22 protein-coding genes and 1 riboswitch are annotated in these 25,595 nt (G+C 72.3%); of the genes, 12 read left to right on the top strand and 10 right to left on the bottom strand.

The features are described 5' to 3' along the window. Positions 1–3: 3 nt before the first annotated feature. Together A6P39_RS12815 and A6P39_RS12810 are read right to left on the bottom strand one after the other, a co-directional pair. Positions 4–945, bottom strand: a complete 942-nt coding sequence (locus A6P39_RS12815; RefSeq protein WP_067054743.1) for a sucrase ferredoxin — start codon at positions 943–945, stop codon at positions 4–6. 54 nt (positions 946–999) lie between these two features. Continuing rightward, positions 1,000–2,256, bottom strand: a complete 1,257-nt coding sequence (locus A6P39_RS12810; protein ID WP_067054739.1) for a citrate synthase — start codon at positions 2,254–2,256, stop codon at positions 1,000–1,002. Positions 2,257–2,369: 113 nt separating this feature from the next. Between A6P39_RS12810 and A6P39_RS12805 the strand changes: the two genes are divergently transcribed. Both A6P39_RS12805 and A6P39_RS12800 read left to right on the top strand, forming a co-directional pair. Then, positions 2,370–3,536 carry a citrate synthase/methylcitrate synthase gene (locus A6P39_RS12805; protein ID WP_067054736.1) on the top strand — a complete coding sequence of 389 codons (1,167 nt, stop codon included), beginning with the start codon at positions 2,370–2,372 and terminating at the stop codon, positions 3,534–3,536. Positions 3,537–3,602: 66 nt separating this feature from the next. Continuing rightward, entirely contained in the window at positions 3,603–4,742 is a 1,140-nt protein-coding gene (locus A6P39_RS12800) for a CobW family GTP-binding protein (RefSeq protein ID WP_079133784.1), read from the top strand. Here the strand turns inward: A6P39_RS12800 and A6P39_RS12795 are convergent. Beyond that, positions 4,739–7,198 (bottom strand): DNA gyrase/topoisomerase IV subunit A, encoded by a 2,460-nt coding sequence (locus A6P39_RS12795; protein ID WP_067054733.1) that lies wholly within the window; start codon positions 7,196–7,198, stop codon positions 4,739–4,741. The genes A6P39_RS12800 and A6P39_RS12795 overlap by 4 nt on opposite strands. Positions 7,199–7,488: 290 nt before the next feature. Here A6P39_RS12795 and A6P39_RS12790 point away from each other — a divergent pair, with 290 nt between their 5' ends. The 4 genes from A6P39_RS12790 to A6P39_RS12775 all read left to right on the top strand — a co-directional run bounded on the left by A6P39_RS12790 (position 7,489) and on the right by A6P39_RS12775 (position 12,391). Then, entirely contained in the window at positions 7,489–8,892 is a 1,404-nt protein-coding gene (locus A6P39_RS12790; protein ID WP_067054730.1) for a M16 family metallopeptidase, read from the top strand. A 17-nt stretch (positions 8,893–8,909) separates the two neighbouring features. Beyond that, positions 8,910–10,280, top strand: a complete 1,371-nt coding sequence (locus tag A6P39_RS12785; protein WP_067054937.1) for a M16 family metallopeptidase — start codon at positions 8,910–8,912, stop codon at positions 10,278–10,280. A gap of 211 nt (positions 10,281–10,491) precedes the next feature. Then, positions 10,492–10,653, top strand: a riboswitch (cyclic di-AMP (ydaO/yuaA leader). Between the two features lie 12 nt (positions 10,654–10,665). Beyond that, on the top strand, positions 10,666–11,409 hold the full coding sequence (locus A6P39_RS12780; protein WP_067054727.1) for a M23 family metallopeptidase: 744 nt from the start codon (positions 10,666–10,668) through the stop codon (positions 11,407–11,409). Positions 11,410–11,704: 295 nt separating this feature from the next. Next, the gene (locus A6P39_RS12775; RefSeq protein WP_067054724.1) at positions 11,705–12,391 is read left to right on the top strand and encodes a GntR family transcriptional regulator; all 687 of its coding nucleotides are present in this window, start codon (positions 11,705–11,707) and stop codon (positions 12,389–12,391) included. A gap of 154 nt (positions 12,392–12,545) precedes the next feature. Here the strand turns inward: A6P39_RS12775 and A6P39_RS12770 are convergent, their stop codons facing one another. Then, a complete protein-coding gene (locus A6P39_RS12770; RefSeq protein WP_067054722.1) occupies positions 12,546–12,827 on the bottom strand; it encodes an HPr family phosphocarrier protein in 282 nt (93 codons plus the stop codon). Positions 12,828–13,003: 176 nt separating this feature from the next. Between A6P39_RS12770 and A6P39_RS12765 the strand changes: the two genes are divergently transcribed. The 5 genes from A6P39_RS12765 to A6P39_RS12745 are packed head-to-tail and all read left to right on the top strand — an operon-like array spanning position 13,004 to position 18,595. Beyond that, positions 13,004–15,823 carry a bifunctional acetate--CoA ligase family protein/GNAT family N-acetyltransferase gene (locus tag A6P39_RS12765; RefSeq protein WP_199841012.1) on the top strand — a complete coding sequence of 940 codons (2,820 nt, stop codon included), beginning with the start codon at positions 13,004–13,006 and terminating at the stop codon, positions 15,821–15,823. 18 nt (positions 15,824–15,841) lie between these two features. Continuing rightward, on the top strand, positions 15,842–16,117 hold the full coding sequence (locus tag A6P39_RS12760) for a hypothetical protein (RefSeq protein WP_067054719.1): 276 nt from the start codon (positions 15,842–15,844) through the stop codon (positions 16,115–16,117). 1 nt (position 16,118) lies between these two features. Beyond that, positions 16,119–16,715 (top strand): DUF5998 family protein, encoded by a 597-nt coding sequence (locus tag A6P39_RS12755; RefSeq protein WP_067054716.1) that lies wholly within the window; start codon positions 16,119–16,121, stop codon positions 16,713–16,715. Next, positions 16,715–17,905, top strand: a complete 1,191-nt coding sequence (locus A6P39_RS12750; RefSeq protein WP_067054712.1) for an alkaline phosphatase family protein — start codon at positions 16,715–16,717, stop codon at positions 17,903–17,905. Before A6P39_RS12755 ends, A6P39_RS12750 begins: the two co-directional genes overlap by 1 nt. Before the next feature lie 45 nt (positions 17,906–17,950). Beyond that, entirely contained in the window at positions 17,951–18,595 is a 645-nt protein-coding gene (locus A6P39_RS12745; protein WP_067054709.1) for a thymidine kinase, read from the top strand. Between the two features lie 46 nt (positions 18,596–18,641). Here A6P39_RS12745 and A6P39_RS12740 read toward each other — a convergent pair whose 3' ends face one another. Beyond that, entirely contained in the window at positions 18,642–19,442 is an 801-nt protein-coding gene (locus A6P39_RS12740; RefSeq protein WP_067054706.1) for a VOC family protein, read from the bottom strand. A 321-nt stretch (positions 19,443–19,763) separates the two neighbouring features. On the opposite strand from A6P39_RS12740, the gene A6P39_RS12735 reads away from it, so the two are divergent. Further along, complete coding sequence (locus A6P39_RS12735) at positions 19,764–20,615, top strand: sulfurtransferase (protein ID WP_067054932.1); 852 nt, start codon at positions 19,764–19,766, stop codon at positions 20,613–20,615. A gap of 81 nt (positions 20,616–20,696) precedes the next feature. On the opposite strand, the gene sepH is transcribed toward A6P39_RS12735, so the two are convergent. The 5 genes from sepH to A6P39_RS12710 form a co-directional block, all read right to left on the bottom strand. Next, positions 20,697–21,737 carry a septation protein SepH gene (gene sepH, locus A6P39_RS12730; RefSeq protein ID WP_067054704.1) on the bottom strand — a complete coding sequence of 347 codons (1,041 nt, stop codon included), beginning with the start codon at positions 21,735–21,737 and terminating at the stop codon, positions 20,697–20,699. Positions 21,738–22,168: 431 nt separating this feature from the next. After that, positions 22,169–22,474, bottom strand: coding sequence for a hypothetical protein (locus A6P39_RS12725; RefSeq protein ID WP_067054703.1), 306 nt, complete (start codon positions 22,472–22,474; stop codon positions 22,169–22,171). A gap of 101 nt (positions 22,475–22,575) precedes the next feature. Further along, complete coding sequence (locus tag A6P39_RS12720; RefSeq protein WP_159396192.1) at positions 22,576–22,911, bottom strand: hypothetical protein; 336 nt, start codon at positions 22,909–22,911, stop codon at positions 22,576–22,578. A 35-nt stretch (positions 22,912–22,946) separates the two neighbouring features. Next, the gene (locus A6P39_RS12715) at positions 22,947–24,266 is read right to left on the bottom strand and encodes a D-arabinono-1,4-lactone oxidase (protein WP_067054698.1); all 1,320 of its coding nucleotides are present in this window, start codon (positions 24,264–24,266) and stop codon (positions 22,947–22,949) included. Beyond that, positions 24,226–25,464 carry an MFS transporter gene (locus A6P39_RS12710; RefSeq protein WP_067054695.1) on the bottom strand — a complete coding sequence of 413 codons (1,239 nt, stop codon included), beginning with the start codon at positions 25,462–25,464 and terminating at the stop codon, positions 24,226–24,228. Before A6P39_RS12710 ends, A6P39_RS12715 begins: the two co-directional genes overlap by 41 nt. Positions 25,465–25,595 lie beyond the last annotated feature (131 nt).

Here is a 25,595-nt window from a genome sequence, read left to right as displayed (position 1 = left end):
GGCTCAGCTCGCCAGCGCCGTCGGCCGCAGCTCGCGCACGGCCGTCACGTCCATCCGCGCGGGCGTGCCGAGCACCGCCGCGCCACAGCTCTCCGGGCGCGGCGGCAGCCCCGCGCCCTGCGCCACGGTCACCCGCCACAGGCGGCCGTCGGCGTGCGCGACGGTGATCGCCCAGCGCGGGGCCGTGCCGTCGGTCCGTACGACGCTCAGCACACCCGCCCGCACTTCGCCCGTCGCCGACCGGACGGCCAGTTCGGCCGCCTGGCCGGGCCGTTCCCAGGCGGAGCACCCCCGGCACCCCTCGACCACCACACGGCCCTCCTGGATGCCGTGCAGGGCCTCCTTGACGGTGTGCGCCTCGGTGCGGCCGTAGGCGTAGCCGTACGGCAGGACGAGCACCGTCGGCGAGAAGCGATGTCCACCCAGATGGGTGACCTCCCAGACCCCGGGCACCCCCGAGGCGGCCAGCTCGCCGGCGAGAGGACGGCCCAGGAGGGCGCAGCAGCGGTCCCGCTTGCCGTTGGTGCACACGAGCGCGAGCGGGTCGCCCGTGTGCGGCCGGCCGTCGAGCGCGGCAGCGAAGGAGCGGTGGTCGCCCGCGCCGAGAGCGGCGAAGTCGAGGTCGAGGAGTCGGTTCGGATCGCGGACGGTGGCGCTGTGCAGCCACACATTTCCGGGAACGGTGTGGGCCACGTACACATGCCGCAGTGGCGGCGTGCCGGGGTCGGCGTGGCGTCCGGGGCGCCGGATGAGGGCGACGCGGACGCCGGTTCCCTCGGCGGCCCGCTCCAGCGCCCGGCCGAGCGCGGGGTCCAGATGGCTCGAGGTGAGCGCCTTGGCACCCCACGGGCCGGGCTGTTCCAGCAGCAGCCACGTCGTCGCCGTGGCCGCCGTACCGGAAACGGGCTCGTCGAGGCTCCGGGAGACGGTCGCGCACCTACTCACAGAGGTGAGCCTAACCTGACTCCGCGCGGAGCGACTTCCGGCCCTGGCCGTGTCCTACTCCGGCAGAGGCTGGGGCGGCCGCGGTCCGACGTAGTGGCCGACGGGGCGCATGCGCAGCGGGCGCTCGCCGTACTCCTCCAGCGCGTGGGCGATCCAGCCGGCCGTCCGGGCGACCGCGAAGATCGTCTCTCCGGCTGTGGCGGGCATGCCGCTGGACGCCGTGAACACCGCCAGGGCCAGGTCGACGTTGGCGTGCAACGGGGTGTGCCGGGCGGTCGTGGCGACGATGTCCCGGGCCGCGAGCAGGGCGGACTCCGCGCTGGGCATCTGCTCCAGGAGGCCGAACAGCACGCGTGCGCGGGGATCCTCGCCGGAGTACAACCGGTGCCCGAGCCCGGGGACACGACGGCCCGCGCGCAGTTCGTCGGCGATCACCGGGACCGCGGTGCCCTGGTCGAGGACGTCGAGCAGCATGCGGTGGGCCATGCCGCTCGACGCGCCGTGCAGCGGGCCCTCCAGGACGCCGAGCCCGGCCGAGACGGCCGCGTAGGCGTGCGCCCGGGCCGAGGCGGCGACCCGGACGGCGAGCGTGGAGGCGGCCAGGTCGTGGTCGGCGAGCAGGCCGAGGGCGGTGTCCAGGACGCGCAGCGAGGCCGCGTCGGCGGGGCGGCCGGTCAGCCGGCCCCACAGGCGGTGGGCCAGCGGGCCGTCGTCCTTGTGATCGGGCCGGACCGGCGGCAGCGCGGCGACGAGCGTGGGGATGAGGATCCGCGCGGTGTTCAGCACCGCGTCCTCGGACAGGTCGAAGCGCAGCGGGTCCTCGGCCGCCGCGGCGATCGCCGCCACCCGGAGCCGGTCCGTGGGGGAGGCGTGCTCGGACAGGGCGTTCACCGCGCGGCGGGCGACCGCGACGGTGGGGGCGGGCGCGGTGAAGGCGGTCCCGGGGATCAGCCGGGCCGTCCACAGCCACTCCGCGACCTCCTCGTAGGGGTGGCGGGTGGCCAGCTCGACCGCGTCCACGCCCCGGAAGAAGTACCGGTCCTGCTCGATCAGCGTGATGCGGGTCCGCACCGAGAGGTCTGCCCCGGAGGCGGGGCTTGCGGCGGCTTCGCGCCGGTTGCGCCGGGCGAGGGCCTCGACCTCCTTCGCCTCGAAGGTGCTGGCCCGGCCGCCGGGTTCGCGTCTGCTGCTGAGCAGCCCGCGGCTCACGTACGCGTAGACCGTCTCGGGCTTCACGCCGAGCAGTTCGGCGGTCTCCTTGGTGGTCAGCCTTCGCCCGGGACGGTGGGGAGCGGGTTCGTGATCGCGCATGGGGGTCACCGTAGCCGCCTCTGCACATCTTGATCGCTGAATGTTGATTCAATCAATATTGACAATTAATTAGTCAATCATAGACAGTCGGATCAAGTCCAGGGAGGAGAACCATGTCCATCAACAGGACCGCCACCCCGCTCATCGACGCACCGCGCGGCCTCGCCGGCGTCGTCGTCACCGAGACCGAGATCGGTGACGTCCGGGGCCGGGAGGGCTTCTACCACTACCGCCAGTACTCGGCCGTCGAACTCGCGCGGACCCGCGGCTTCGAGGACGTCTGGCACCTCCTGGTCCACGGCGCGCTCCCGGACGCGCGGTGCCGCGCCGCCTTCACGGCCGAGACCGCCGCGCTGCGCCGGCTGCCCGAGGAGGTCCGCGCCGCGCTGCCCGCGATCGCCGCCGCGAGCCGCGTCTCCGGGCCGCTGTCCGGACTGCGTACGGCGCTGTCGCTGCTGGGTGCGGCACGGGGGATGCGGCCGGTGTACGACATCGACGCGGACCGGCGGCGTGCCGACACCCTGGCCGCCTGCGCGGCCGTACCCACGCTGCTCACCGCGCTGTACCGGCTCGGGCAGGGCCTCGACCCGGTCGAGCCGCGCGAGGACCTCACGTACGCGGCCAACTACCTGTACATGCTCACGGGTGAGGAGCCCGAGCAACGGCGGGCCCGTGCGGTCGAGCAATACCTGATCTCAACCATTGATCATGGATTCAACCCGTCAACCTTCACCGCCCGGGTCATCGCCTCCACCGGCGCCGACGTGGTGGCCTGCCTGACCGGAGCGGTGGGCGCCCTGTCCGGGCCGCTGCACGGCGGTGCGCCCAGCCGGGCCCTGGACACCCTCGACGCCATCGGGACCCCCGACCGGATCGACCCCTGGATCCGCGAGCGGGTGCTCGGCGGCGACCGGATCATGGGATTCGGGCACGCCATCTACCGCACGGAGGACCCCCGTTCACGGATGCTCCGGGAGATCGCCCAGAGCTTCGGCGGTCCGCGCGTCGACTTCGCGGTGCAGGTCGAGCGCCGGGTCGAGGCGATCCTCGCCGAGCTGAAGCCCGGCCGCGAACTCCACATCAACGTCGAGTTCTACGCCGGTGTGGTCATGGAACTGTGCGGTCTGCCCCGCGAGATGTTCACGCCCACCTTCGCCGCGGCCCGGGTGGTGGGATGGAGTGCCAACATCCTGGAACAGGCGGCCGATTCGAAGATCATCCGCCCGGTCGCGCGGTACGTCGGCCCGGAGCCGCCGGCGGCGGTACCGGCTCAGCCCTGAGCCCGCCCCGGGCGCCCCGCTCCTATCCTGGTCCGGAAGGTCGGTCCACGCGAGAGAGGGCGCCCGTTGGGCAACAGCAACACCGTGCAGCAGATCCCGGTCGTCGTGCTCGCCGGTTTCCTGGGCTCCGGAAAGACCACGCTCCTCAACCACCTCCTGCACCGCAGCGGCGGCAGCCGGATCGGGGCGATCGTCAACGACTTCGGGGCCATCGAGATCGACGCGATGGCCGTGGCGGGCGCCCTCGGCGACTCGACCGTCTCGCTCGGCAACGGCTGCCTGTGCTGCGCCGTCGACGCGAGCGAACTCGACGTCTACCTGGACCGGCTCGCCGACCCCGGCACCGGTATCGACGTGATCGTCATCGAGGCCAGCGGGCTCGCCGAGCCGCAGGAACTCGTCCGGATGGTGCTGGCCAGCGAGCACCCGAGGGTCGTCTACGGCGGTCTGGTCGAGGTCGTCGACGCCGCCGAGTTCGACGACACCCGGGCCCGGCACCCCGAGCTTGACCGGCACCTGGCCCTCGCCGACCTCGTGGTGGTCAACAAGCTCGACCGGACCGAGGACGGCGACCGGGTGCTCGGCCTCGTGCGGTCCCTCACGGACCGCGCCGCCGTCGTGCCCGCCACCTACGGACGCATCGACCCGGAGTTCCTCTTCGACTGCAGGCCCGGTGAGGAACGCATCGGGCAGCTGTCCTTCGACGACCTCCACGAGCACACCGAAGGCGACGCCCACGCCGGTCATCTGCACACCGGCTACGACAGCCTGCCCTTCAGCTCCGACGTGCCCATCGACCCCCGCGCGCTCATGCGGTTCCTGGACAGCCGGCCCGAGGGGCTGTACCGGATCAAGGGCTACGTCGACTTCGGGCCGCACGACACCCGCAACCGGTACGCCGTGCACGCCGTCGGCCGGTTCCTGCGCTTCTACCCCGAGCCCTGGGCCGCGGCCGGCGCCCGGCTCACCCAGCTCGTGCTGATCGGCTCCGGTATCGACACCGAAGCCCTCGGCAAGGAACTCCAGGCGTGCGAGAACAACGCCCCACACGCCGACGAGCACGGCATGTGGGGCGTCCTGCGATACGTCCAGGGCTCCGAGGAGGAACCCGGCCCGGAGTCGTACGAGACGTCGTACGGGACGTCGTACGAGACGTCGTCCCAGGCGGATTACGAGGCGTCGTACCAGCCGGCCTGCGAGGCCTAGAACACCGGCCCCGCGACCACCGCCACCGTCTTCGCCAGCGACGTGCCCGAGCCGTCGCGGCGCGGGTCCAGCTCCGGCAGCTCCGCCGGGGTGCCGGTCTTCTGGGCCGCACGCGCGGGGGCGGGCCCGGCCCAGGCCAGCGACAGGCAGTCCTCGCCCTTCAGGAACCGCTGGCAGCGCACCCCGCCCGTGGCACGGCCCTTGCGCGGGTACTGGTCGAACGGGGTCAGCTTGGCCGTCGTCTGCACCGAGTCGTCCAGCGTGCCGCGCGAGCCCGCCACCGTCAAGACCACCGCGTCGGCAGCCGGGTCGATCGCGGTGAAGGAGATCACCTTCGCGCCGTCGGCGAGCTTGATGCCCGCCATGCCGCCCGCCGGGCGGCCCTGCGGGCGCACGATGGACGCCTGGAAGCGCAGCAGCTGCGCGTCGTCGGTGATGAAGACGAGGTCCTCCTCGCCGGTGCGCAGCTCCACCGCGCCGACGATCCGGTCGCCCTCCTTGAGCGTGATGACCTCCAGCTCCTCCTTGTTGGAGGGGTAGTCGGGCACCACACGCTTGACCACACCCTGCTCGGTGCCGAGCGCCAGACCCGGCGACGACTCGTCCAGCGTGGTCAGGCAGACCACCGTCTCGTCGTCCTCCAAGGAGACGAACTCCGCGAGCGGAGCGCCCCCGGAGAGGTTCGGCGCGCTCGCCGTGTCCGGCAGCTGGGGCAGGTCGACCACGTTGATCCGCAGCAGCCGGCCCGCCGAGGTCACCGCGCCGACCTCGCCGCGCGCGGTCGCCTGGACCGCCGAGACGATCACATCGTGCTTGACCCGCTTCGCACCGGCCTCCTCGGGGAACGCCTCGTCGGCCGACGTACGCGCCAGCAGGCCGGTCGAGGACATCAGCACCCGGCACGGGTCGTCGGCCACCTGCAGCGGCACCGTGGCCACCGAGGCGCCCGCGGACTCCAGCAGGACCGTACGCCGCTCGGTGCCGAACTTCTTCGCCACGGCGGCCAGTTCGGCCGAGACCAGCTTGCGCAGCTCCGCGTCGGACTCCAGGATCCGGGTCAGCTCCTCGATCTCCGCGGTGAGCCTGTCCTTCTCCGCCTCCAGCTCGATGCGGTCGTACTTGGTGAGCCGGCGCAGCGGCGTGTCGAGGATGTACTGCGTCTGGACCTCGCTCAGCGAGAAGCGCTCCATCAGGCGCTCCTTGGCCTGCGCGGAGTTCTCGCTGGAGCGGATCAGCCGGATGACCTCGTCGATGTCGACCAGCGCGGTCAGCAGGCCCTCGACCAGGTGCAGCCGGTCGCGGCGCTTGGTACGGCGGAACTCGCTGCGGCGGCGGACGACGTCGAAGCGGTGGTCGAGGTAGACCTCCAGCAGCTCCTTCAGGCCCAGCGTGAGCGGCTGGCCGTCCACCAGCGCCACGTTGTTGATGCCGAAGGACTCCTCCATCGGGGTCAGCTTGTACAGCTGCTCCAGGACCGCCTCCGGCACGAAGCCGTTCTTGATCTCGATCACCAGGCGCAGTCCGTGCTCGCGGTCGGTGAGGTCCTTGACGTCCGCGATGCCCTGGATCTTCTTCGCGTTGACCAGGTCCTTGATCTTCGCGATGACCTTCTCGGGGCCGACCGTGAAGGGCAGTTCGGTGATGACCAGGCCCTTGCGGCGGGCCGTCACCGTCTCCACCGACACCGTGGCACGGATCTTGAAGGTGCCGCGGCCCGTCGCGTACGCGTCCCGGACGCCGTCCAGGCCGACGATCCGGCCGCCGGTGGGCAGGTCCGGGCCCGGGACGTGCTTCATCAGCGCGTCCAGGTCCGCGTTCGGATGCCGGATCAGGTGGCGGGCGGCCGCGATCACCTCGCCGAGGTTGTGCGGCGGCATGTTCGTCGCCATCCCCACCGCGATGCCCGAGGAGCCGTTGACCAGCAGGTTCGGGAAAGCGGCCGGCAGGGCCACCGGCTCCTGCTCCTGGCCGTCGTAGTTGGGCGCGAAGTCGACCGTGTCCTCGTCGATCGACTCGGTCATCAGGCTCGTCGCCTCGGCCTGCCGGCACTCGGTGTACCGCATGGCGGCCGGCGGGTCGTCGTTGCCCAGCGAGCCGAAGTTGCCGTGGCCGTCGACCAGCGGCATGCGCATCGAGAACGGCTGGGCCATGCGCACCAGCGCGTCGTAGATCGACGCGTCGCCGTGCGGGTGCAGCTTGCCCATGACCTCGCCGACGACGCGCGCGCACTTCACATAGGCGCGGTCGGGGCGCAGGCCCATCTCGTTCATCTGGTACACGATCCGCCGGTGCACCGGCTTGAGGCCGTCACGTGCGTCCGGCAGGGCGCGCGAATAGATGACCGAGTACGCGTACTCGAGGTAGGAGCCACGCATCTCGTCCACGACGTCGATGTCGAGGATCTTCTCCTCGTACGGATCGTCGGGCGGCGGGGTCTTCGTGCTGCGGCGGGCCATCGCTGCCGGCTCCTTGCTGAAGCGATTGACTGATCTGACGTCGACCATTGTGGACCGAGGCACTGACAACCCGTGCCACGACCCGGATTCCACGGCCTCCCGCGCCACCGGAAGCGGCCTTCCCCTGCCCGGGAGCCGCTACGGAGGCACTCCGCCGCGGCTTGCGGGATCCGCTGTCGGCGTACGCCTCGCGGGAACTTCGCCGAGGTCCCGCGCGCTTTGCATACAGTGGCAGGAACGGCAGGAAAACCGCGGTTTGCACAACCGCCTCCGCTCGCGAAGGGATGTACATGCCCATGGGTCACACGACCACAGCCGAGGCAGGCTCCGGGGGCCTGACAGCGACCGAGCACCGGCTGGCCAACGGTCTGCGCGTGGTGCTCTCCGAGGACCACCTGACCCCGGTGGCGGCGGTCTGCCTCTGGTACGACGTCGGCTCCCGCCACGAAGTCAAGGGGCGTACCGGCCTGGCTCACCTTTTCGAGCACTTGATGTTCCAGGGCTCGGCACAGGTCAAGGGCAACGGTCACTTCGAGCTGGTGCAGGGCGCCGGCGGCTCGCTCAACGGCACCACCAGCTTCGAGCGCACCAACTACTTCGAGACCATGCCCGCCCACCAGCTGGAGCTGGCGCTCTGGCTGGAGGCCGACCGCATGGGCTCGCTGCTGGCCGCCCTGGACGACGAGTCCATGGAGAACCAGCGGGACGTCGTCAAGAACGAGCGCCGCCAGCGCTACGACAACGTGCCCTACGGCACCGCCTTCGAGAAGCTGACCGCGCTGTCGTACCCGGAGGGCCACCCCTACCACCACACGCCGATCGGCTCGATGGCGGACCTGGACGCGGCCACCCTGGAGGACGCCCGCCAGTTCTTCCGCACGTACTACGCGCCGAACAACGCGGTGCTCTCCGTGGTCGGCGACATCGACCCCGTGCAGACCCTCGCCTGGATCGAGAAGTACTTCGGCTCGATCGCCTCCCACGACGGCAAGCCCGCGCCGCGCGACGGCTCGCTGCCGGAGGTCATCGGCGAGCAGAAGCGCGAGGTCGTCGTCGAGGAGGTCCCGGCGCGCGCCCTGATGGCCGCCTACCGGCTGCCGGAGGACGGCACGCGCGCGTGCGACGCGGCCGACCTCGCCCTGACCGTCCTCGGCGGGGGCGAGTCCTCCCGCCTGTACAACCGCCTGGTGCGCCGCGACCGTACGGCCGTCGCGGCCGGCTTCGGCCTGCTGCGCCTGGCCGGCGCGCCCTCGATGGGCTGGCTGGACGTGAAGACCTCCGGTGACGTCGAGGTGCCGGTCATCGAGGCCGCCATCGACGAGGAGCTGGCCCGGTTCGCCGAGGAGGGCCCCACGCCGGAGGAAATGGAGCGCGCCCAGGCCCAGTTGGAGCGCGAGTGGCTGGACCGGCTCGGCACGGTCGCCGGCCGCGCCGACGAACTGTGCCGGTTCGCCGTCCTGTTCGGTGACCCGCAGCTCGCCCTCACCGCCGTCAAGCGCGTCCTGGAGGTGACCCCGAAGGAGGTCCAGGACGTCGCCAAGGCGCGCCTGCGCCCCGACAACCGGGCGGTGCTGGTCTACGAGCCGCTGTCCGCCGACTCCGCCGAGCACACCGAGGAAGCGGGGCGCGGCGAGGACCCGGAGCAGGAAGCGACCGTAGAGGCCGGTAACGAGAACGAGGAGACGGCCAAGTGACCGAGCAGCTCGCCACCATGGACTTCCACCCCCGGCCGCAGCCCGGCGACGCCAAGCCGTGGGCGTTCCCGGCCCCCGAGCGCGACAGTCTCGACAACGGCCTGACGGTGCTGCGCTGCCACCGCCCCGGCCAGCAGGTCGTCGCCGTCGAGGTGCTCCTGGACGCGCCCCTGGACGCCGAGCCGGCCGGCCTGGACGGCGTCGCCACGATCATGGCGCGGGCCTTCTCCGAGGGCACCGACCAGCATTCCGCCGAGGAGTTCGCCGCCGAGCTGGAGCGCGCGGGCGCCACGCTCGACGCGCACGCCGACCACCCCGGCGTCCGCCTGAGCCTGGAGGTCCCCGCCTCCCGCCTGGCCAAGGGCCTCGGCCTGCTCGCCGACGCCCTGCGCGCGCCCGCGTTCGCCGAGAGCGAGGTCGAGCGGCTGGTCCGCAACCGTCTGGACGAGATCCCGCACGAGCTGGCCAACCCCTCCCGCCGGGCCGCCAAGGAGCTGTCCAAGGAGCTGTTCCCGGCGGCCTCGCGCATGTCGCGCCCGCGCCAGGGCACCGAGGAGACGGTCGAGAAGATCGACGCGATCGCCGTGCGCGCCTTCTACGACCGCTACGTCCGCCCCGCCACGGCCACCGCGGTCGTGGTCGGCGACCTCACGGGCATCGACCTGGACGCCCTGCTCGGCGACACCCTGGGCGCCTGGACCGGCACCCCGGGCGAGTCCCGGCCCGTGCCGCCGGTGAGCGCCGACGACACCGGCCGCGTGGTCATCGTGGACCGCCCCGGCGCCGTCCAGACGCAGCTGCTGATCGGCCGCGTCGGCCCCGACCGGCACGACCGCGTGTGGCCCGCCCAGGTGCTCGGCACCTACTGCCTCGGCGGTACCCTCACCTCCCGCCTGGACCGCGTCCTGCGCGAGGAGAAGGGCTACACCTACGGTGTCCGCTCGTTCGGGCAGGTCCTCCGCTCCGCGCCGGACGGCACGGGCGCCTCGCTGCTCGCCATCAGCGGCTCGGTGGACACGCCGAACACGGGTCCCGCGCTGGAGGACCTGTGCAAGGTGCTGCGCACCCTCGCGGCCGAGGGCCTGACCGACGCCGAGCGGGACGTCGCCGTGCAGAACCTCGTCGGGGTGGCGCCGCTGAAGTACGAGACGGCGGCGGCCGTCGCGAGCACGCTGGCCGACCAGGTCGAGCAGCACCTGCCCGACGACTTCCAGGCGACGCTGTACCAGCAGCTGGCCGCGACGGGCACGGTGGAGGCCACGGCGGCCGTTGTGAACGCCTTCCCGGTGGAGCGCCTGGTGACCGTCCTCGTCGGTGACGCCGCCCAGATCAAGGCGCCGGTGGAGGCGCTGGGCATCGGCGAAGTGACCGTGGTGGCGGCCGAGTAACGGCACGCGTGCGAGGGGCCCTGACGACCTACGGGTCGTCAGGGCCCCTTGCTGTTCCACTCCCTTCCCCAGATGCCCGTTTTGGGGCGGAGGTTGCCCGTCTGCCCTGTGGCATGCGCTACAAAATCCGGGATCGGTTTGGGGATTGACGGCGGGCCCGCCTAGCGTCGTCCGGGCTGTTCGTCAGGCAGTGCGCCGCACCCGCGGCACCGGACAGCCATCGCCGAGTCCCCGTACGGCGCGAGCCAGGGGAGCCGGGGACCCACCGTCCCTGGGGTGAATCGGGCGCCCGCGCGGCAGCGAGGGGGGCTCGTAGGAGACCTTCCTGCTCCGAACCCGTCAGCTAACCCGGTAGGCGAGAGGGAAGGAAAGGACCAGCCACTTCATGGCGTTCATGTGCGCCACCGGGAAGCACCGCAAGCCCGGCCGGGTCAAGCGCACCACCGCTCAGGCGGCCGGCATCGCGGCCCTGACCACCACCGGCGTCATCGGCACCCTCGCGGCCGCTCCGGCGTTCGCCGCCGAGAACTCCGCCGAGCAGACCGGCCTCACCCCGGTGATCACCATGGGCGACGACATCGCCGAGCACATCGATGACCAGGCCGCCGCCCAGCAGCGGGCAGCCGAGCAGAAGGCGGCCGAGCAGGCCGCGGCCGAGCGGGCCAAGGAGGTCCGCGCGGCCAAGGAGCGCGCCGCCCGTGAGGCCGAGCGCGAGCGCCTGAACCGCTTCGTCGCCCCGATCACGGACTCGTACGTCTCCACGGGCTACAAGGCCAGCAGCTCCCTGTGGTCCTCCGGCTCCCACACCGGCATCGACTTCCACGCGGCCAGCGGCACCGCCGTCCACGCGGTCGGCTCCGGCACCGTCGTCTCCACCGGCTGGGGCGGCGCCTACGGCAACCAGATCGTGATCCGGATGGCCGACGGCATGTACACCCAGTACGGCCATCTGTCGTCCATCGGTGTCACGGTGGGCCAGCAGGTCACCCCGGGCCAGCAGATCGCCCTGTCCGGCGCGACCGGCAACGTCACCGGACCGCACCTCCACTTCGAGGCCCGGACGACCCCCGACTACGGCTCGGACGTCGACCCCGTCGCCTATCTCCGCAAGCACGGCGTGAACGTCTGACGCACACGGCGCACGGCGTGAACGTCTGACGCGCACGGCGCACGGCGCAACGTGCACGGCGCACCGCGCACGGCAGCCCGGGCCCCGGCTCACCGAGCCGGGGCTTTCGCTGTTTTTCACGATGTCCGCCGGAGGTCCGCGCCGGTCGCTGTTCAACGGCTGCTGTCCAACGGTCGCTGTCCAAAAAATATCCATGGATTCCGGCCCGCCGTCGGAAATTCCGGCTCATTGCAATAGAGTCACGGAACACACGTCCATCGTCGACGTTTCACGGGGATTAAGGCGGAGGTCGGTCATGCGTATTCCGGCGCACTCGGTATGCACGGCGATCCGGGACGACATCGTCGCCGGTGTCCACGAGCGCGGCGGCCGCCTCACCGAGGAAGTCCTGGCCCGCCGCTACGGCGTCTCGCGCGTCCCCGTGCGCGAGGCCCTGCGCACCCTGGAGGCGGAGGGTTTCGTGGTGACGCGCCGGCACGCAGGCGCGTGCGTGGCCGAGCCGACCGAGCAGGAGGCGGCCGACCTGCTGGAGATGCGCATGCTGCTCGAGCCGCTCGGCGCCGCCCGGGCCGCACAGCGGCGCACGGAAGCGCATCTGAAGGTGCTGCGCGGCCTGGTCAGACTGGGTCAGGAGCGGGCCAGGCGGGGCAGCAGCGAGGATCTGCGCTCGCTGGGCGGCTGGTTCCACGAGACGCTCGCCCAGGCCTGCGGCAGCCCCTCGCTGACCTCGATGCTGACCCAGGTGCGCCACAAGATCGCCTGGATGTACACGGTCGAGCCGCCGTCGAGCCCGGCCGAGTCCTGGGCGGAGCACGGTGCGATCGTGGACGCGGTGGCGCGGGGCGACGGCGAGCGCGCGCGGGCGCTCACGGCACTGCACGGCGAGCGCGCGACGGCCGCGCACCGGCTTCGCTTTTCCGGTGCCGGCGAGCGTGTGAGGACTTCGCAACACGCCGTAAACATGTCGGGCCTGCGGCATTAACACGGACGCCGTATACAAAGAGGAGTAATTCGGTGGCGGTTTATTTCTGCTGCCGGAATTCCGGTGTGCCCGCGCATCCGCAAAAGAAGGCGGAAACGGCGAAGCCGCGCCGCCCGGAAAGGGCGACGCGGCTTCACTGTTTCGTGCGCAGTGCTCAGACCGTCTCGGGCAGCTCTTCCAGACCCTCGGAGACCAGCTTGGCCAGACGGTCCAGGGCGACGTCCGCGCCCTCGGCTTCGGAGGCGAGGACGATCTCCTCGCCGCCCTGGGCGCCCAGGCCCAGGACGGCCAGCATGGAGGCCGCGTTGACGGGCGTGCCGTCAGCCTTGGCGATCGTCACCGGGACGCCTGCGGCCGTGGCGGCTCGGACGAAGATGGAGGCGGGGCGGGCGTGGAGGCCCTCGGCCCAGCCGACGTTGACGCGGCGCTCAGCCATGTGTTGCTGCCCTTCGGTGTTCAGGGTTGTCTAGACCAGTTTCCCATACCGCGAAGCGTGCCCGGAGCGGACCCTCGTCCCCTCCGGTGTGACGTCGGACCGCGGCCTCGGTCCGGCTTCCGTCCCCCACAGACTGCCTCGCGCCATTGTCGGACGCGAGCCGTACTCTGGGCCCCATGCAGAGCTCGGCGGACCGGCAGGACCGGTACGAGTACCCCGCCCACTGGGAGGCGGACGTGGTGCTGCGCGACGGTGGCACCGCGCGCATCCGGCCCATCACCATTGATGACGCCGACCGCCTGGTCAGCTTCTACGAGCAGGTCTCGGACGAGTCGAAGTACTACCGCTTCTTCGCGCCGTACCCACGACTGTCCGCCAAGGACGTCCACCGCTTCACGCACCACGACTTTGTGGACCGGGTGGGACTCGCGGCCACCATCGGCGGCGAGTTCATCGCCACCGTACGCTATGACCGCATCGGCACCGACGGCATGCCCGCCTCCGCGCCCGCCGACGAGGCCGAGGTCGCCTTTCTGGTGCAGGACGCCCAGCAGGGCCGCGGAGTCGCCTCCGCCCTGATGGAGCACATCGCGGCCGTCGCGCGCGAGCGGGGCATCCGCCGCTTCGCCGCCGAGGTGCTGCCCGCCAACACCAAAATGATCAAGGTGTTCACGGACGCCGGGTACACCCAGAAGCGAAGCTTCGAGGACGGCGTCGTCCGCCTGGAGTTCGACCTCGAGCCGACCGACCGCTCGCTCGCCGTCCAGCGCGCGCGGGAGCAGCGCGCCGAAGCCCGCTCGGTACGGCGGCTGCTCGCGCCCGGCTCGGTGGCGGTCATCGGCGTCGGCCGCGCCCCCGGCGGCGTCGGCCGCAGCGTTCTCGGCAACATCCGGGACGGCGGCTACGGCGGCCGGCTGCACGCGGTGAACCGGGCCTTCCCCGAGGACCTCAAGGAGGTCGACGGGGTGCCGGCGTACCGGTCCGTGCGCGACGTCGAGGGCCCCGTGGACCTCGCCGTCGTCGCCGTGCCGGCCGATCACGTGCCCGCGGTGGTCGCCGAGTGCGGAGAGCACGGCGTGCAGGGACTCGTCGTACTGTCCGCCGGATACGCGGAGAGCGGCCCCGAAGGCAGGGAGCGGCAGCGGGCACTCGTGCGGCACGCGCGCGCGTACGGCATGCGGATCATCGGCCCGAACGCCTTCGGGCTCATCAACACCGCGCCGGACGTCCGGCTGAACGCCTCCCTCGCCCCCGAGATGCCCCGTGCCGGCCGCATCGGCCTGTTCGCCCAGTCGGGAGCCATCGGCATCGCCCTGCTGTCCCGGCTGCACCGGCGCGGCGGAGGGGTCACCGGGGTCACGGGTGTCTCCACCTTCGTCTCCGCCGGCAACCGGGCAGACGTCTCCGGCAACGACGTCCTGCAGTACTGGTACGACGACCCCGAGACCGACGTCGCCCTCATGTATCTGGAATCCATCGGCAACCCGCGCAAGTTCACCCGGCTCGCGCGGCGGACGGCGGCGGCGAAGCCGCTGGTCGTGGTGCAGGGCGTGGGTTCCGTGCCGCAGGGGCACGCGGTACGGGCGACCCGCCTGCCGCACGCCACCGTCTCCGAACTGCTGCGGCAGGCCGGGGTGCTCCGGGTCGACACGATCACCGAACTGGTCGACACGGGCCTGCTGCTCGCCCGGCAGCCGCTGCCGGGCGGCCCCCGGGTGGCGATCCTCGGCAACTCCGAGTCTCTGGGCGTCCTGGCGTACGACCGCTGCGTGGCCGAGGGGCTGCGGCCGTCGCCTCCGCTGGACCTGACGACCGGGGCGACGGCGGAGGACTTCCACCGGGCACTGGCCGCGGCGCTGGCCGACAGCACGAACGACGCCGTTGTCGTCACGGCGATCCCCGCCATCGGGGAGGGGTCGCCCGGGGACGCGGAGCTGGCGGAGGCGTTGCGGTCGGCCGCGGCGGCCGTGCCGGGCAAGCCGGTCCTCGTCGTACATGTGGAGCTGGGCGGGCTTGCCGAGGCATTGTCGGCCGCGGCGAGTACGGCACCGCAGGCCGTCGAGAAGTCACCCAGGACGGGCGCCGCCGGAGCGGCACCACTGCCCACCGCGGGAGCGGCACCTGCCGACGGCACCCGCCTCATCCCCGCCTACCCCGCCGCCGAACGCGCGGTGCGGGCCCTCGCCGAAGCCGTCGAGTACGGGCAGTGGCAGCGGGATGCGGCCGACCCCGGGAAGGTGCCGGAGTACGACGACATCGACGAGAAGGGGGCCGCACGGCTGATCGGGGAGCTGCTCGCGCGCGGGGAGGGGCTCACGATCTCCGCCGCCGAGACCTGCGAACTGCTCGGGAAGTACGGCATACACGTCCGCCGGGCCCTGCCCGCCCCGACCCCCGACGCCGCCGTCGAAGCGGCCCGCACCCTCGGCTACCCGGTGGCCCTCAAGGCCACCGCCCCGCACCTGCGGCACCGCGCGGACCTTGGCGGCGTACGCCTCGACCTCGCGGACGAGGAGCAACTGCGGCGCGCGTACGGCGAGTTGACCGAGCTGTTCGGGATCCCGCAGGAGCTGCGGCCGGTGGTGCAGGGCATGGCGCCCAGGGGTGTCGACACGGTCGTCCGCGCGGTGATCGATCCCGCCGCCGGTGCCGTGCTGTCCTTCGGCCTCGCCGGAGCCGCCTCCCAGCTGCTCGGGGACATGGCGCACCGGCTGATCCCGGTCACCGACCGCGAGGCGACCTCCCTGGTGCGGTCGATCCGTACGGCCCCGCTGCTGTTCGGCTGGCGCGGTTCCACGCCCGTCGACACCCCCGCGCTGGAGGAGCTGCTGCTGCGAGTGTCCCGGCTGGTCGACGATCACCCGGAGGTGGTCGCGGTCACCCTCGAACCGGTCGTCGTCGCCCCGCACGGCGTGAGCGCCCTCGGCGCCACCGTACGGCTGGCGCCGCCGCCCGCCCGCGACGACCTGGGCCCGCGCACGATGCCGGCCTACTGACCGGGGAGGCGGGACCGGATGGAGATCGCCGGCCGGCCGCTGCCCGGGGCAACTGGTGGGACTGGTGAGCCCACCACCGGGGAGACGGCCCGGCTGCGGCGCGCGCCCGGCGCGGCACCTCCCCTCGTGGTCGCGTTCGAGGCGGACGCCGGCGGGCCCGGACCGGTCTCCTGTCCGATCGCGGCGGAGGGGATGGGCATCCTGCCGGGGCTTGTCCAGCGGCACCCACGCGCGCGTGCGCAGGCCGCCCCGGGTCCGTCCGACTGGCCCGGACCGCCCCTGCCCACGGATTAGGATGGACGCCATGGCCAAGACCAGTACGACGACCCAGGGGCTGCGCTCGGCGATCGAGCGCAGCGGCTACTACCCGGCCCTCGTGGCCGATGCGGTGGAGGCCGCTGTGGGCGGCGAGCCCATCCGGTCGTACCTGGTCCACCAGGAGACCACCTTCGACCAGAACGAGGTGCGTCGGCACGTCACGGTGCTGGTCCTCACCGGCAACCGGTTCATCGTCAGCCACACCGACGAGCAGGCCGCCGACACCACCTCCCCGACGCCGTACGCCACCACCTCCACCGAGTCCGTGAAGATCGGCCGGATCTCCTCGGTCGTGGTCAGCCGGGTGGTCGCGAACCCCGAGCAGTACACACCGGGCACGCTGCCCCGCGAGGTCGTGCTGACCATCGGCTGGGGCGCGGTGAACCGCATCGACCTGGAGCCCGCCGCCTGCGGCGACCCCAACTGCGACGCGGATCACGGTTACACGGGCAACTCCACGGCGGACGACCTCAGCCTGCGCGTCAGCGAGGCCGGGGACGGCCCGGAGACGGTGCGCCAGGCGCTCGCCTTCGCGCAGTCCATCTCGGAGGCGACCGCGGACCTCACCCGCTGATGTCCCAGCTCTCCGCCTGGGACCACCCGGATCCGCTCGCCCTCGACACCGCGCCGCTGCCCGAGTACGGCACCGGCTCCCTCGCCGACCTGCTGCCCACCCTGGCCGCCGGGATGGGCGTCCCCGGTCTGACCGCAACGATCCCGGAACTGACCGCGGCCGACCGGGTCTGCGTGTTCCTGGTCGACGGGCTCGGCTGGGAGCAGCTGAAGGCCCACCCCGACGAGGCGCCCTTCCTGACCTCGCTGCTCGGCAGTTCGCGCGGCGGCACTGGCCGTCCGCTGACGGCCGGCTACCCGGCGACCACCGCGACCTCCCTCGCCTCCGTGGGCACCGGCCTGCCGCCCGGCGCCCATGGCCTGCCCGGCTACACCGTGCGCAACCCGGCCACCGGCGAGCTGATGAACCAGCTCCGCTTCCAGCCGTACACCGACCCGCGCCCCTGGCAGCCGTACCCCACCGTCTTCCAGCTCGCCCAGGCGGCCGGGGTGCACGCGGCCCAGGTGTCCTCGCCCGCCTTCGAGCACACCCCGCTCACCAGGATCGCGCTCAGCGGCGGCACCTTCCACGGCCGGCTGACCGGCGAGGAGCGCATGGACCTCGCGGCCGAGCAACTGGCCGCCGGGGACCGCTCGCTGGTCTACACCTACTACTCCGAGCTGGACGGCTCCGGGCACCGCTACGGCGTCGCCTCCGACACCTGGCGCGGCCAGCTGATGTACGTCGACCGGCTCGCCCAGCGCCTCGCCGAGCAGCTGCCCCCGCGCAGCGCGCTCTACGTCACCGCCGACCACGGCATGGTCGACGTCCCGTTCGACGACGAGCACCGCTTCGACTTCGACACGGACTGGGAGCTGCGCGCCGGGGTCGCCCTGCTGGGCGGCGAGGGCCGGGCACGGCACGTGTACGCGGTGCCGGGAGCAGAGAACGACGTACTGACCTGCTGGCGCGAGGTGCTCGGCGAGCAGTTCTGGGTGGCTTCGCGGGACGAGGCGATCGCGGCGGGCTGGTTCGGGCCGCACATCGACGAGCGGGTGTACCCGCGGCTCGGGGACGTGGTCGCGGCAGCGCACGACGACGTCCTGATCATCGCCACCGAGCGGGAGCCCAAGGAGTCGGCTTTGGTCGGCAACCACGGTTCGATGACTCCCGCCGAGCAGTTCGTCCCGCTGCTCGAAGTACGCTCCTGACGCCCGCCCCGCTGTGACCACTCACCGAAAGGTGCTCAACTCCTCATGCCCGAGCTGGTGTTCTTCTCCGGAACGATGGACTGCGGGAAGTCGACCCTGGCTCTGCAGATTGAGCACAACCGCTCGGCGCGGGGCCTGGTCGGGATGATCTTCACCCGGAACGACCGCGCGGGCGAGGGCAAACTCTCCTCCCGGCTCGGCCTGGTCACCGACGCGGTGGAGGTCGCGTACGACCAGGATCTGTACGCGTACATCGTCGACCACCTCTCCCAGGGCGGCCGGGTGGATTATGTGATCGCCGACGAGGCGCAGTTCCTCGCGCCCGGGCAGATCGACCAGCTCGCGCGCGTGGTGGACGATCTCGGCCTGGAGGTGTACGCCTTCGGGATCACCACGGACTTCCGCTCCAAGCTCTTCCCCGGCTCGCAGCGGCTGGTCGAGCTGGCCGACCGCATCGAGGTGCTCCAGGTGGAGGCGCTGTGCTGGTGCGGCGCCCGCGCCACGCACAACGCCCGCACGATAGGCGGCGAGATGGTCGTCGAGGGCGCCCAGGTGGTCGTCGGCGACGTGGACCAGTCCACGGGCGAGGTCGGCTACGAGGTGCTGTGCCGCCGCCACCACCGGCGCCGGATGACCGCCGCGTCGGCCCGCGCGGCGGCCCTGTCCCCGGACGTCCTGCCGGTCAACTGACCCCCGGGGCTCCCAGGGCTCCCGGGGCTTGCAAGGCCCCCAGGGCTCAGTGCGGCTCCCGGATCACGGAGAACTCCGCGCCCTCCGGATCCGCCACGGTCGCCACGCGCCCGTGCGGGCTGTCGTGCGCCTGCCGGACGACCCGGCCGCCCAGCTCGGTGACCTGCCGCAGCGTCAGATCGGTGTCGGCGACCTCGAAGTACGTCTGCCAGTGCGGCCCCCGGTCCCGGGGCAGGGCGTGACCCACGCCGTGCAGTCCGGCGACCGGACGGCCGGCCAGGTGCAGGGTCACGTAGTCGAAGCCGGCGGACAGCACCGGCTCCGCCTCGTAACCGAACACGGTGGTGTAGAACTTGGCGACGCTCTCGGTCTCGAACGTCACCAGTTCGTTCCAGGCGGGCGTCCCGGGCGTCCCGGGCGCACCGGGGACCGTCGTGCCGAAGTGCGCGGAACCCTGCCAGATGCCGAACACCGCCCCGGAGGGGTCGGCGGCGATGGCCATCCGCCCGGCCTCGGCGGCGTCCAGCGGGCCGACCGCCACCGTGCCGCCGCACAGCCGTACGGTGTCGGCCGTGCGGTCCACGTCGTCCGAGGCGAAGTACGGCGTCCAGGCGATCGGCAGCCGGCGGTCCGGCGGCAGCTGGCCCATGCCGGCCACCTCGTGTCCGTCGAGCAGCGCCCGCACGTACGGGCCGAGCTGCTGCGGGCCCGGCCGGAACTCCCAGCCGAACAGCTCGCCGTAGAACTCCTCGGTGGCGGCCAGCCCGTGCGCCATCAGGCTCACCCAGCAGGGCGTGCCGGGCGCGCGCCGCGCGTGCGGACCGGCCGACTCCCGTGCCTCGGTCATCGATCACTCTCTCCCCGGCCCCTCGCGGTGGCCGTGTCGCTTCCGCTCTCCGGAAGGGGTGTCCACGCCGGCGGCGGGTACGCCCGTGCCGGTGCCCGCATCCTCCACGCCGCAGCGGGCCCTGCCGCGCCGCCGCTCGGCGACACCTCCGGGAGGATGCCCGAACTGCCGTCTTTCGGCACTTCCTGACGATGGCCGACGGGTGTCCGCCGGCTGTACAGCACGTGCTCGATCCCATACGCCTCGTGACCGACCCTGTCCGGCCGAGCAGAGTAGCCGGACCTGGACGCCGCGGCCACCCCTGGCGTATGCATGGACGCCATGAACGCCATCATCACCGCAACCGATCTCGCACACGAGCTGACCGGCGACCGCCCGCCGGTGCTGTTGGACGTGCGCTGGCAGCTGAGCGTGGCGAAGGCGGCGGGCGCGCCGGCCTTCGACGGGCGGGCCGAGTACGCGGCCGGACACCTCCCCGGTGCGGTCTTCGTCGACCTGGACCGGGAGCTGGCCGGACCGCCCGGGGCAGGCGGCCGGCATCCCCTGCCGGACATCGAGGAGTTCGGCGCCGCCATGCGCCGCGCGGGTGTCTCGGCCGGCCGTCCGGTCGTCGTGTACGACGGCGGCCAGGGCTGGGCCGCCGCGCGCGCGTGGTGGATGCTGCGCTGGACGGGTCACCCGGACGTGCGGGTCCTCGACGGCGGATTGCCGTCCTGGGAGGGCGAACTGTCCACCGAGGCACCGGATCCGGCCGAGGGCGACTTCTGGCCGGTGCCGGCCGCCACGGGCCGGCTGGACGCCGATGCGGCCGCCGCCCTGGCCCGTACGGGCGTGCTGCTGGACGCGCGCGCGGGGGAGCGGTACCGCGGCGAGGTGGAGCCGATCGACCGGGTGGGCGGACACATCCCGGGCGCGGTGTCGGCGCCGACGACGGAGAACGTGGGCCCCGACGGCCGCTTCCTGCCCGCGGCCGAACTGCGCGACCGTTTCAAGGCCCTGGGGGTCGCGGCCAAGGCCGAGGTGGGCGTGTACTGCGGTTCGGGCGTCTCCGGCGCCCACGAGGTCCTCGCACTGGCGGTGGCCGGGATCCCGGCGGCTCTGTACGTGGGTTCCTGGTCCGAATGGTCCTGCGACCCGTCCCGCCCGGTCGCCGTGGGGGCGGACCCGCAGTAGCGGGCGCCGGCAGTCCCGTGGGACGCCGGAAAGTGGGGGCACGCACGCGTGCCCCCACTTTCCGTACGGCTGTTACGCCGGTTACTCCTGCTTCTTGCGGCGTGTTCCGAACACGATCTCGTCCCAGCTCGGTACGGCGGCGCGGCGGCCGGGCCGGACGCCGTCGGCCTCGGCCTGACGGTCGGTGGCGCCGATGAGCCGGTCGCGGTGGCTGCCGACGGAGCGGGGCATGAGGACGTCCGCGTAGGCCGAACCGGCCGAGGCGGCGGGCGCCGGCGGCTCTTCCGCCGCGGGCTCTTCGACCGGCTCTTCCGGAGCTTCCTCCCGGCGCTCCGGGACCACCAGGTCGCCCCGGAAGCTCGGTACGGCCTCAAGGAGGCTGGTCAGCGAGTCGCGTTCGCCCGCGGGCTCCTCGGCGGGCTCGGGCGGCTGCGCGGGCAGGCTCGGCCGCTCGCGCTCGCCGCGGTCGAGGGCACGGTCCATCGAACGCTCGCGCGGCAGGCGCGCGATGCGCGGCACGAACGGGAAGCTCGGCTCCGGCACGGCGAGGTCGTCGGACTCGCCGATCAGCGAGCGCGCCTCCTCGTCCACGGCCTGCACGAGCCGCCGGGGCGGGTCGTACGTCCAACTGGCCGAGTGCGGTTCGCCCGCGACCCGGTAGACGAGGAGCACCTCCCAGGTGCCGTCGTCGCGGCGCCAGGAGTCCCACTGGACGGTGTCCTTCTCGGCGCCGCGCAGCAGCAGCCGCTCCTGGACGGCCTCGCCGAGCAGCGGACCGGAGTTCTCACCGGGGCGGCGGACGGGGGTCTTGCGGGCGCGCTCGGCCATGAAGGCACGCTCGGCCAGCACGGGCCCCTCGAAACGCCGCACCCGGTCGACGGGGATGCCGGCGAGCTGTGCGACCTCTTCCGCGGTGGCACCCGCGCGTATCCGCGCCTGGATGTCACGGGGCCTCAGATGGCTCTCGACCTCGATCTCGATCTGGCCGAGACGGGGCCGGTCGCCGCGCACGGCGGCGCGGAGCCGTTCGTCGATCGGAAGGGTGTACTCCGTTGCGTCGGCAGCCTTCAGCACCAGCCGTGTGCCGTCATTCGAGACGGCCACGACACGCAGTTCGGGCATGGGGACCTCCCGGGTGGTGCCTGCCGACGTCACGTGCGTCGCTGCTTCCGCTAGTCGAGTGTGGCCTGCCCGGGTGCAGCCTGCCACAACCTTGCCGAGTTGCCCGGCGTGTCGGGCACGGGCCCTGGGCCGCCGTTATGGCACGGTGACCTGTTCGCAACGCTAAGTGACCAAAACTGTCACCCTGTGCAACTAGCCCCCTCCCGGGCGGTCCTGCAAGGCCCCGGACATCCTGGTGGGAAGACCGGGCCCAGGGCTCGCAACAGTACTCCATTTGGACCATGTGCGTGGATGGGCGCGCCGCCCAACTTCTGGCAAGGGCCGCGACTTGGCCCCCGGCAACCGGTTTTGCCGATCATGAACGTGGCGAACTTCACGCAATACCCAGAAACGGAACTAATGGTTTCTGTTGTGCGTCCCTGTTCGTGCAGTCAGTCGGTCGATGAGGTCAATGCCATCAATGCGATCAATCCGATCAATGCTGTCAATGTCGTCAATGACTCAATGGCGTCAAGTGTGTCGTCGAGCGTGAGAAAGGCAGGCAAGTTCCGGGTATGGGCGAAACACCCGATGCGGGTCGCAGGCGGATCGACCTGAACGTCCCCCAGGTGGCGGGCGGCGCCCTGGCGGCGGTCGTGGCGGCCAAACTCGCGTCCAGCTTCGGGGTGTACGGCACGATCCTCGGCGCGGGCGTCGTCAGCGTCCTCGCCACCTGCGGCGGCACGCTGTTCCAGCACTTCTTCAGGCGGACCGGGGAGCAGTTGCGGGAGGCGACGGTCACGGCCCGCCCCAGGGAGGAAGTGCCACCAGCGCCGGGGCAGTTCACCGAGGGGACCGTCTATCGCGCGCGCGTGAGGAGCTGGCGGCGGCCGGTCGTCGCGGGGATCGTTGTGTTCGGCGTGACCATGGCGGGGATCACGACGTACGAACTGGCCTCCGGCAGCAGCTTCAGCGGCGGCACCGGTACGACGGTGAGCGACGCGGTCGTCGGCCGGGGCTCGTCCCCCGCCACCTCCGGGAAGACCGATGCCCCCGCCGGGTCCGCCGAGACACGGCCCGCTTCGGATGTGCCGTCCCGCGAGCACGCGCCCGGTACCGGCGACGGTACGACGCACAGCGCGACCCCGGCGCCCGGCGGCTCCCCGAGCGGGGAGCCGAGCCGTGCTCCGGCCACCGGGACCCCCACGCCCAGCGGGTCCGCCGCGGCGCCTACGCCCCCAGAACCCTCCGCAAGTAGTCGTTCTGGAACAGCCGGTCCGGGTCAAGGCGGTCCCTCAGCGCAGTGAACTCGGCGAACCGCGGGTACGCGCGCGCGAGGTACTCGGCGTCCCGCGTGTGCACCTTGCCCCAGTGCGGCCGGCCCTCGTGCGCCGTGAAGATCCGCTCGGCGGCGGTGAAGTAGGCCTGGTAGGGCGTGCCCCGGAACATGTGGACGGCGATGTAGGCGCTGTCCCGGCCGGAGGCGGTGGACAGGACGATGTCGTCGGCCGGAGCCGTGCGCACCTCGACCGGGAAGCTGATCCGCAGGCCCGAGCTGTCGACCATGGCCTTCAGCTCGCGCAGCGTCTCCACCAGGGCCGCGCGCGGCACGGCGTACTCCATCTCCACGAAGCGCACCCGGCGCGGCGAGGTGAAGACCCTGTAGGGAATGTCGGTGTACGTGCGTGCGGACAGGGCCTTGCTCGAGACCTGGGCGATGGTGGGAACGGTGGCGGGTACGGCGCGGCCGACCCACTGGGCCACCTGGAAGACACCGTTGGAGAGGAACTCGTCCTCGAACCAGCCGGCCAGCTGCCCCACCGGCCGCTCCGGGCCCGCGCTGCGGTTGTTCCGCTTGGTGTTGGTGCTGCCGGTGTGCGGGAACCAGTAGAACTCGAAGTGCTCGTTCTCGGCCCAGAGTTGATCGAACTCGGCGAGGACCCGCTCGAACGGCATCGGCTCCTCGCGCGCGGTGAGCAGGAAGAGGGGCTCCACGGCGAACGTGATGGCGGTGATGATGCCGAGGGCGCCCAGCCCTGTCCGGGCGGCGGCGAAGACCTCGGGATTGTCCTTCTCGGAGCAGGTGAGCACCGAGCCGTCGGCCGTGACGAGTTCAAGCCCCTTGATCTGGGCGGCGATCGAACCGGACTCGCGGCCCGTGCCGTGCGTGCCCGTGCTGGTGGCCCCGGAGACGGTCTGCTCCATGATGTCGCCCATGTTGGTGAGCGACAGGCCCTCACGGGCGAGTGCGGCATTGAGCCTCTTGAGCGGGGTGCCGGCCTCCACCGTGACCGTCATGGACTCCCGGTCAATGGTGCGTATTCCGGTCAACAGTTGAGGGCGGATCAAGACACCGTCGGTGGCCGCGATCGACGTGAACGAGTGCCCGGTGCCGACCGCCTTGACCTTCAGGCCGTCCTCCCGGGCCCGGCGCACCGCTTCGGCCAGCTCCTCGGCCGAGGCCGGTGTGACCTGCCGGGCGGGCCGGGCGGAGACGTTCCCGCCCCAGTTACGCCAGGTGCCGTTCTTCCCGCTCGCTGTGCTGCTCAACGGTGCCTCCCCGACCCGCGGCCGGCCTGCGCAGCCGGCGGTACCCGAGGAAACCGACCGCGACCGCGACGGCCCCGGACACCGCCGGAACCCCGTACCCGGCCCGCGCCCCGGCTGCGTCGATCACCCAGCCGGCCACGGAGGAGCCGAGCGCGACGCCGACCGCGAGGCCGGTGCTCACCCAGGTCATGCCCTCGGTGAGCTTCGCGCGAGGTACGTGCTCTTCGATGAGGGACATCGTCGTGATCATCGTCGGTGCGATGGACAGCCCCGCAACGAACAGCGCCACGGCCAGAAGCGGCAAGTTTCCGACCAGTAGGAGGGGGATCATACTCACGGCCATCGCCGCCACGCCCAGCAGCCAGCGACGTTCCGGCGCCCCGGCGAACCGCAGCAGCCCGAAGACCACCCCGGCCGCGCAGGAACCCGCCGCGTACAGCGCCAGCACCACGCTCGCGGCGCCCTTGTGACCACGCTCGTCCGCGAACGCCACGGTCACCACGTCCACCGCGCCGAAGATCGCGCCGGTCGCCACGAAAGTGGCCACCAGTACCTGGAGCCCCGCCGAGCGCAGGGCGCTGCCGCCGCCGTGGTGCTCGCGCGGGTGGGGCCGCGGCTCGGTGGCCCGCTGGGCGGTCAGCCAGACGACACCGGCGGCCAGGAAGCAGGCGGCCAGCAGCGGCCCGGCCTCCGGGAACCAGACGGTGGACAGCCCGATGGAGATGATCGGGCCGAAGATGAAGCAGATCTCGTCGACGACCGACTCGAACGAGTAGGCGGTGTGCAGCTTCGGCGTGCCCCGGTACAGGGCCGCCCAGCGGGCCCGGATCATCGCGCCGAGGCTCGGCACGGAGCCGATCCCGGCGGCGCACGCGAACAGCACCCAGTCCGGCCACCCGGCGTGCGCCGCGAGCAGCAGCCCGGCCGCCGCCGTGAGCGCCACCAGGGTCGCGGGGCGCAGCACCCGGCGCTGTCCGTACCGGTCGACCAGCCGGGATATCTGCGGCCCGATCGCCGCGGCGGACAGCGCGATGGTGGCCGACAGCGCGCCGGCGAGGCGGTACCGCCCGGTCAGCTGGGAGATCATCGTGACCACGCCGATGCCCATCATCGACAGCGGCATCCGGCCGAGGAGCCCCGCGGCGGAGAACGCCTTCGTGCCGGGCTCGTCGAACAGGGCTCTGTAGGGGCTGGGCACGTGGTCTCCGGAGCGGCTCGGTAAGGCGCGAATGCGACTGATACAGCTTACGAGTTAGGCGACCCTAAGAACATCTTGATCAGCCATGGAATAAACCGCCCTGAACCCACTGGAACCCGACTCGTCACCCT

Source organism: Streptomyces sp. FXJ1.172 (genome assembly GCF_001636945.3).
In the GTDB taxonomy this organism is placed as follows: Bacteria; Actinomycetota; Actinomycetes; order Streptomycetales; family Streptomycetaceae; genus Streptomyces.
Note: the sequence above shows the minus strand (reverse complement) of the source record. Positions and strands in the feature narration are given on the sequence as shown.

Excerpts from the sequence above, each read along its gene's own strand:
- A6P39_RS12795 (WP_067054733.1), bottom strand. The coding sequence starts at position 7,198 with ATGGCCCGCCGCAGCACGAAGACCCCGCCGCCCGACGATCCGTACGAG.
- A6P39_RS12750 (WP_067054712.1), top strand. The coding sequence starts at position 16,715 with ATGTCCCAGCTCTCCGCCTGGGACCACCCGGATCCGCTCGCCCTCGAC.
- A6P39_RS12745 (WP_067054709.1), top strand. The coding sequence starts at position 17,951 with ATGCCCGAGCTGGTGTTCTTCTCCGGAACGATGGACTGCGGGAAGTCG.
- A6P39_RS12740 (WP_067054706.1), bottom strand. The coding sequence starts at position 19,442 with ATGACCGAGGCACGGGAGTCGGCCGGTCCGCACGCGCGGCGCGCGCCC.
- A6P39_RS12805 (WP_067054736.1), top strand. The coding sequence starts at position 2,370 with ATGTCCATCAACAGGACCGCCACCCCGCTCATCGACGCACCGCGCGGC.
- sepH (WP_067054704.1), bottom strand. The coding sequence starts at position 21,737 with ATGCCCGAACTGCGTGTCGTGGCCGTCTCGAATGACGGCACACGGCTG.
- A6P39_RS12765 (WP_199841012.1), top strand. The coding sequence starts at position 13,004 with ATGCAGAGCTCGGCGGACCGGCAGGACCGGTACGAGTACCCCGCCCAC.
- A6P39_RS12790 (WP_067054730.1), top strand. The coding sequence starts at position 7,489 with ATGCCCATGGGTCACACGACCACAGCCGAGGCAGGCTCCGGGGGCCTG.
- A6P39_RS12770 (WP_067054722.1), bottom strand. The coding sequence starts at position 12,827 with ATGGCTGAGCGCCGCGTCAACGTCGGCTGGGCCGAGGGCCTCCACGCC.
- A6P39_RS12735 (WP_067054932.1), top strand. The coding sequence starts at position 19,764 with ATGAACGCCATCATCACCGCAACCGATCTCGCACACGAGCTGACCGGC.
- A6P39_RS12760 (WP_067054719.1), top strand. The coding sequence starts at position 15,842 with ATGGAGATCGCCGGCCGGCCGCTGCCCGGGGCAACTGGTGGGACTGGT.
- A6P39_RS12785 (WP_067054937.1), top strand. The coding sequence starts at position 8,910 with ATGGACTTCCACCCCCGGCCGCAGCCCGGCGACGCCAAGCCGTGGGCG.
- A6P39_RS12755 (WP_067054716.1), top strand. The coding sequence starts at position 16,119 with ATGGACGCCATGGCCAAGACCAGTACGACGACCCAGGGGCTGCGCTCG.
- A6P39_RS12780 (WP_067054727.1), top strand. The coding sequence starts at position 10,666 with ATGGCGTTCATGTGCGCCACCGGGAAGCACCGCAAGCCCGGCCGGGTC.
- A6P39_RS12775 (WP_067054724.1), top strand. The coding sequence starts at position 11,705 with ATGCGTATTCCGGCGCACTCGGTATGCACGGCGATCCGGGACGACATC.
- A6P39_RS12810 (WP_067054739.1), bottom strand. The coding sequence starts at position 2,256 with ATGCGCGATCACGAACCCGCTCCCCACCGTCCCGGGCGAAGGCTGACC.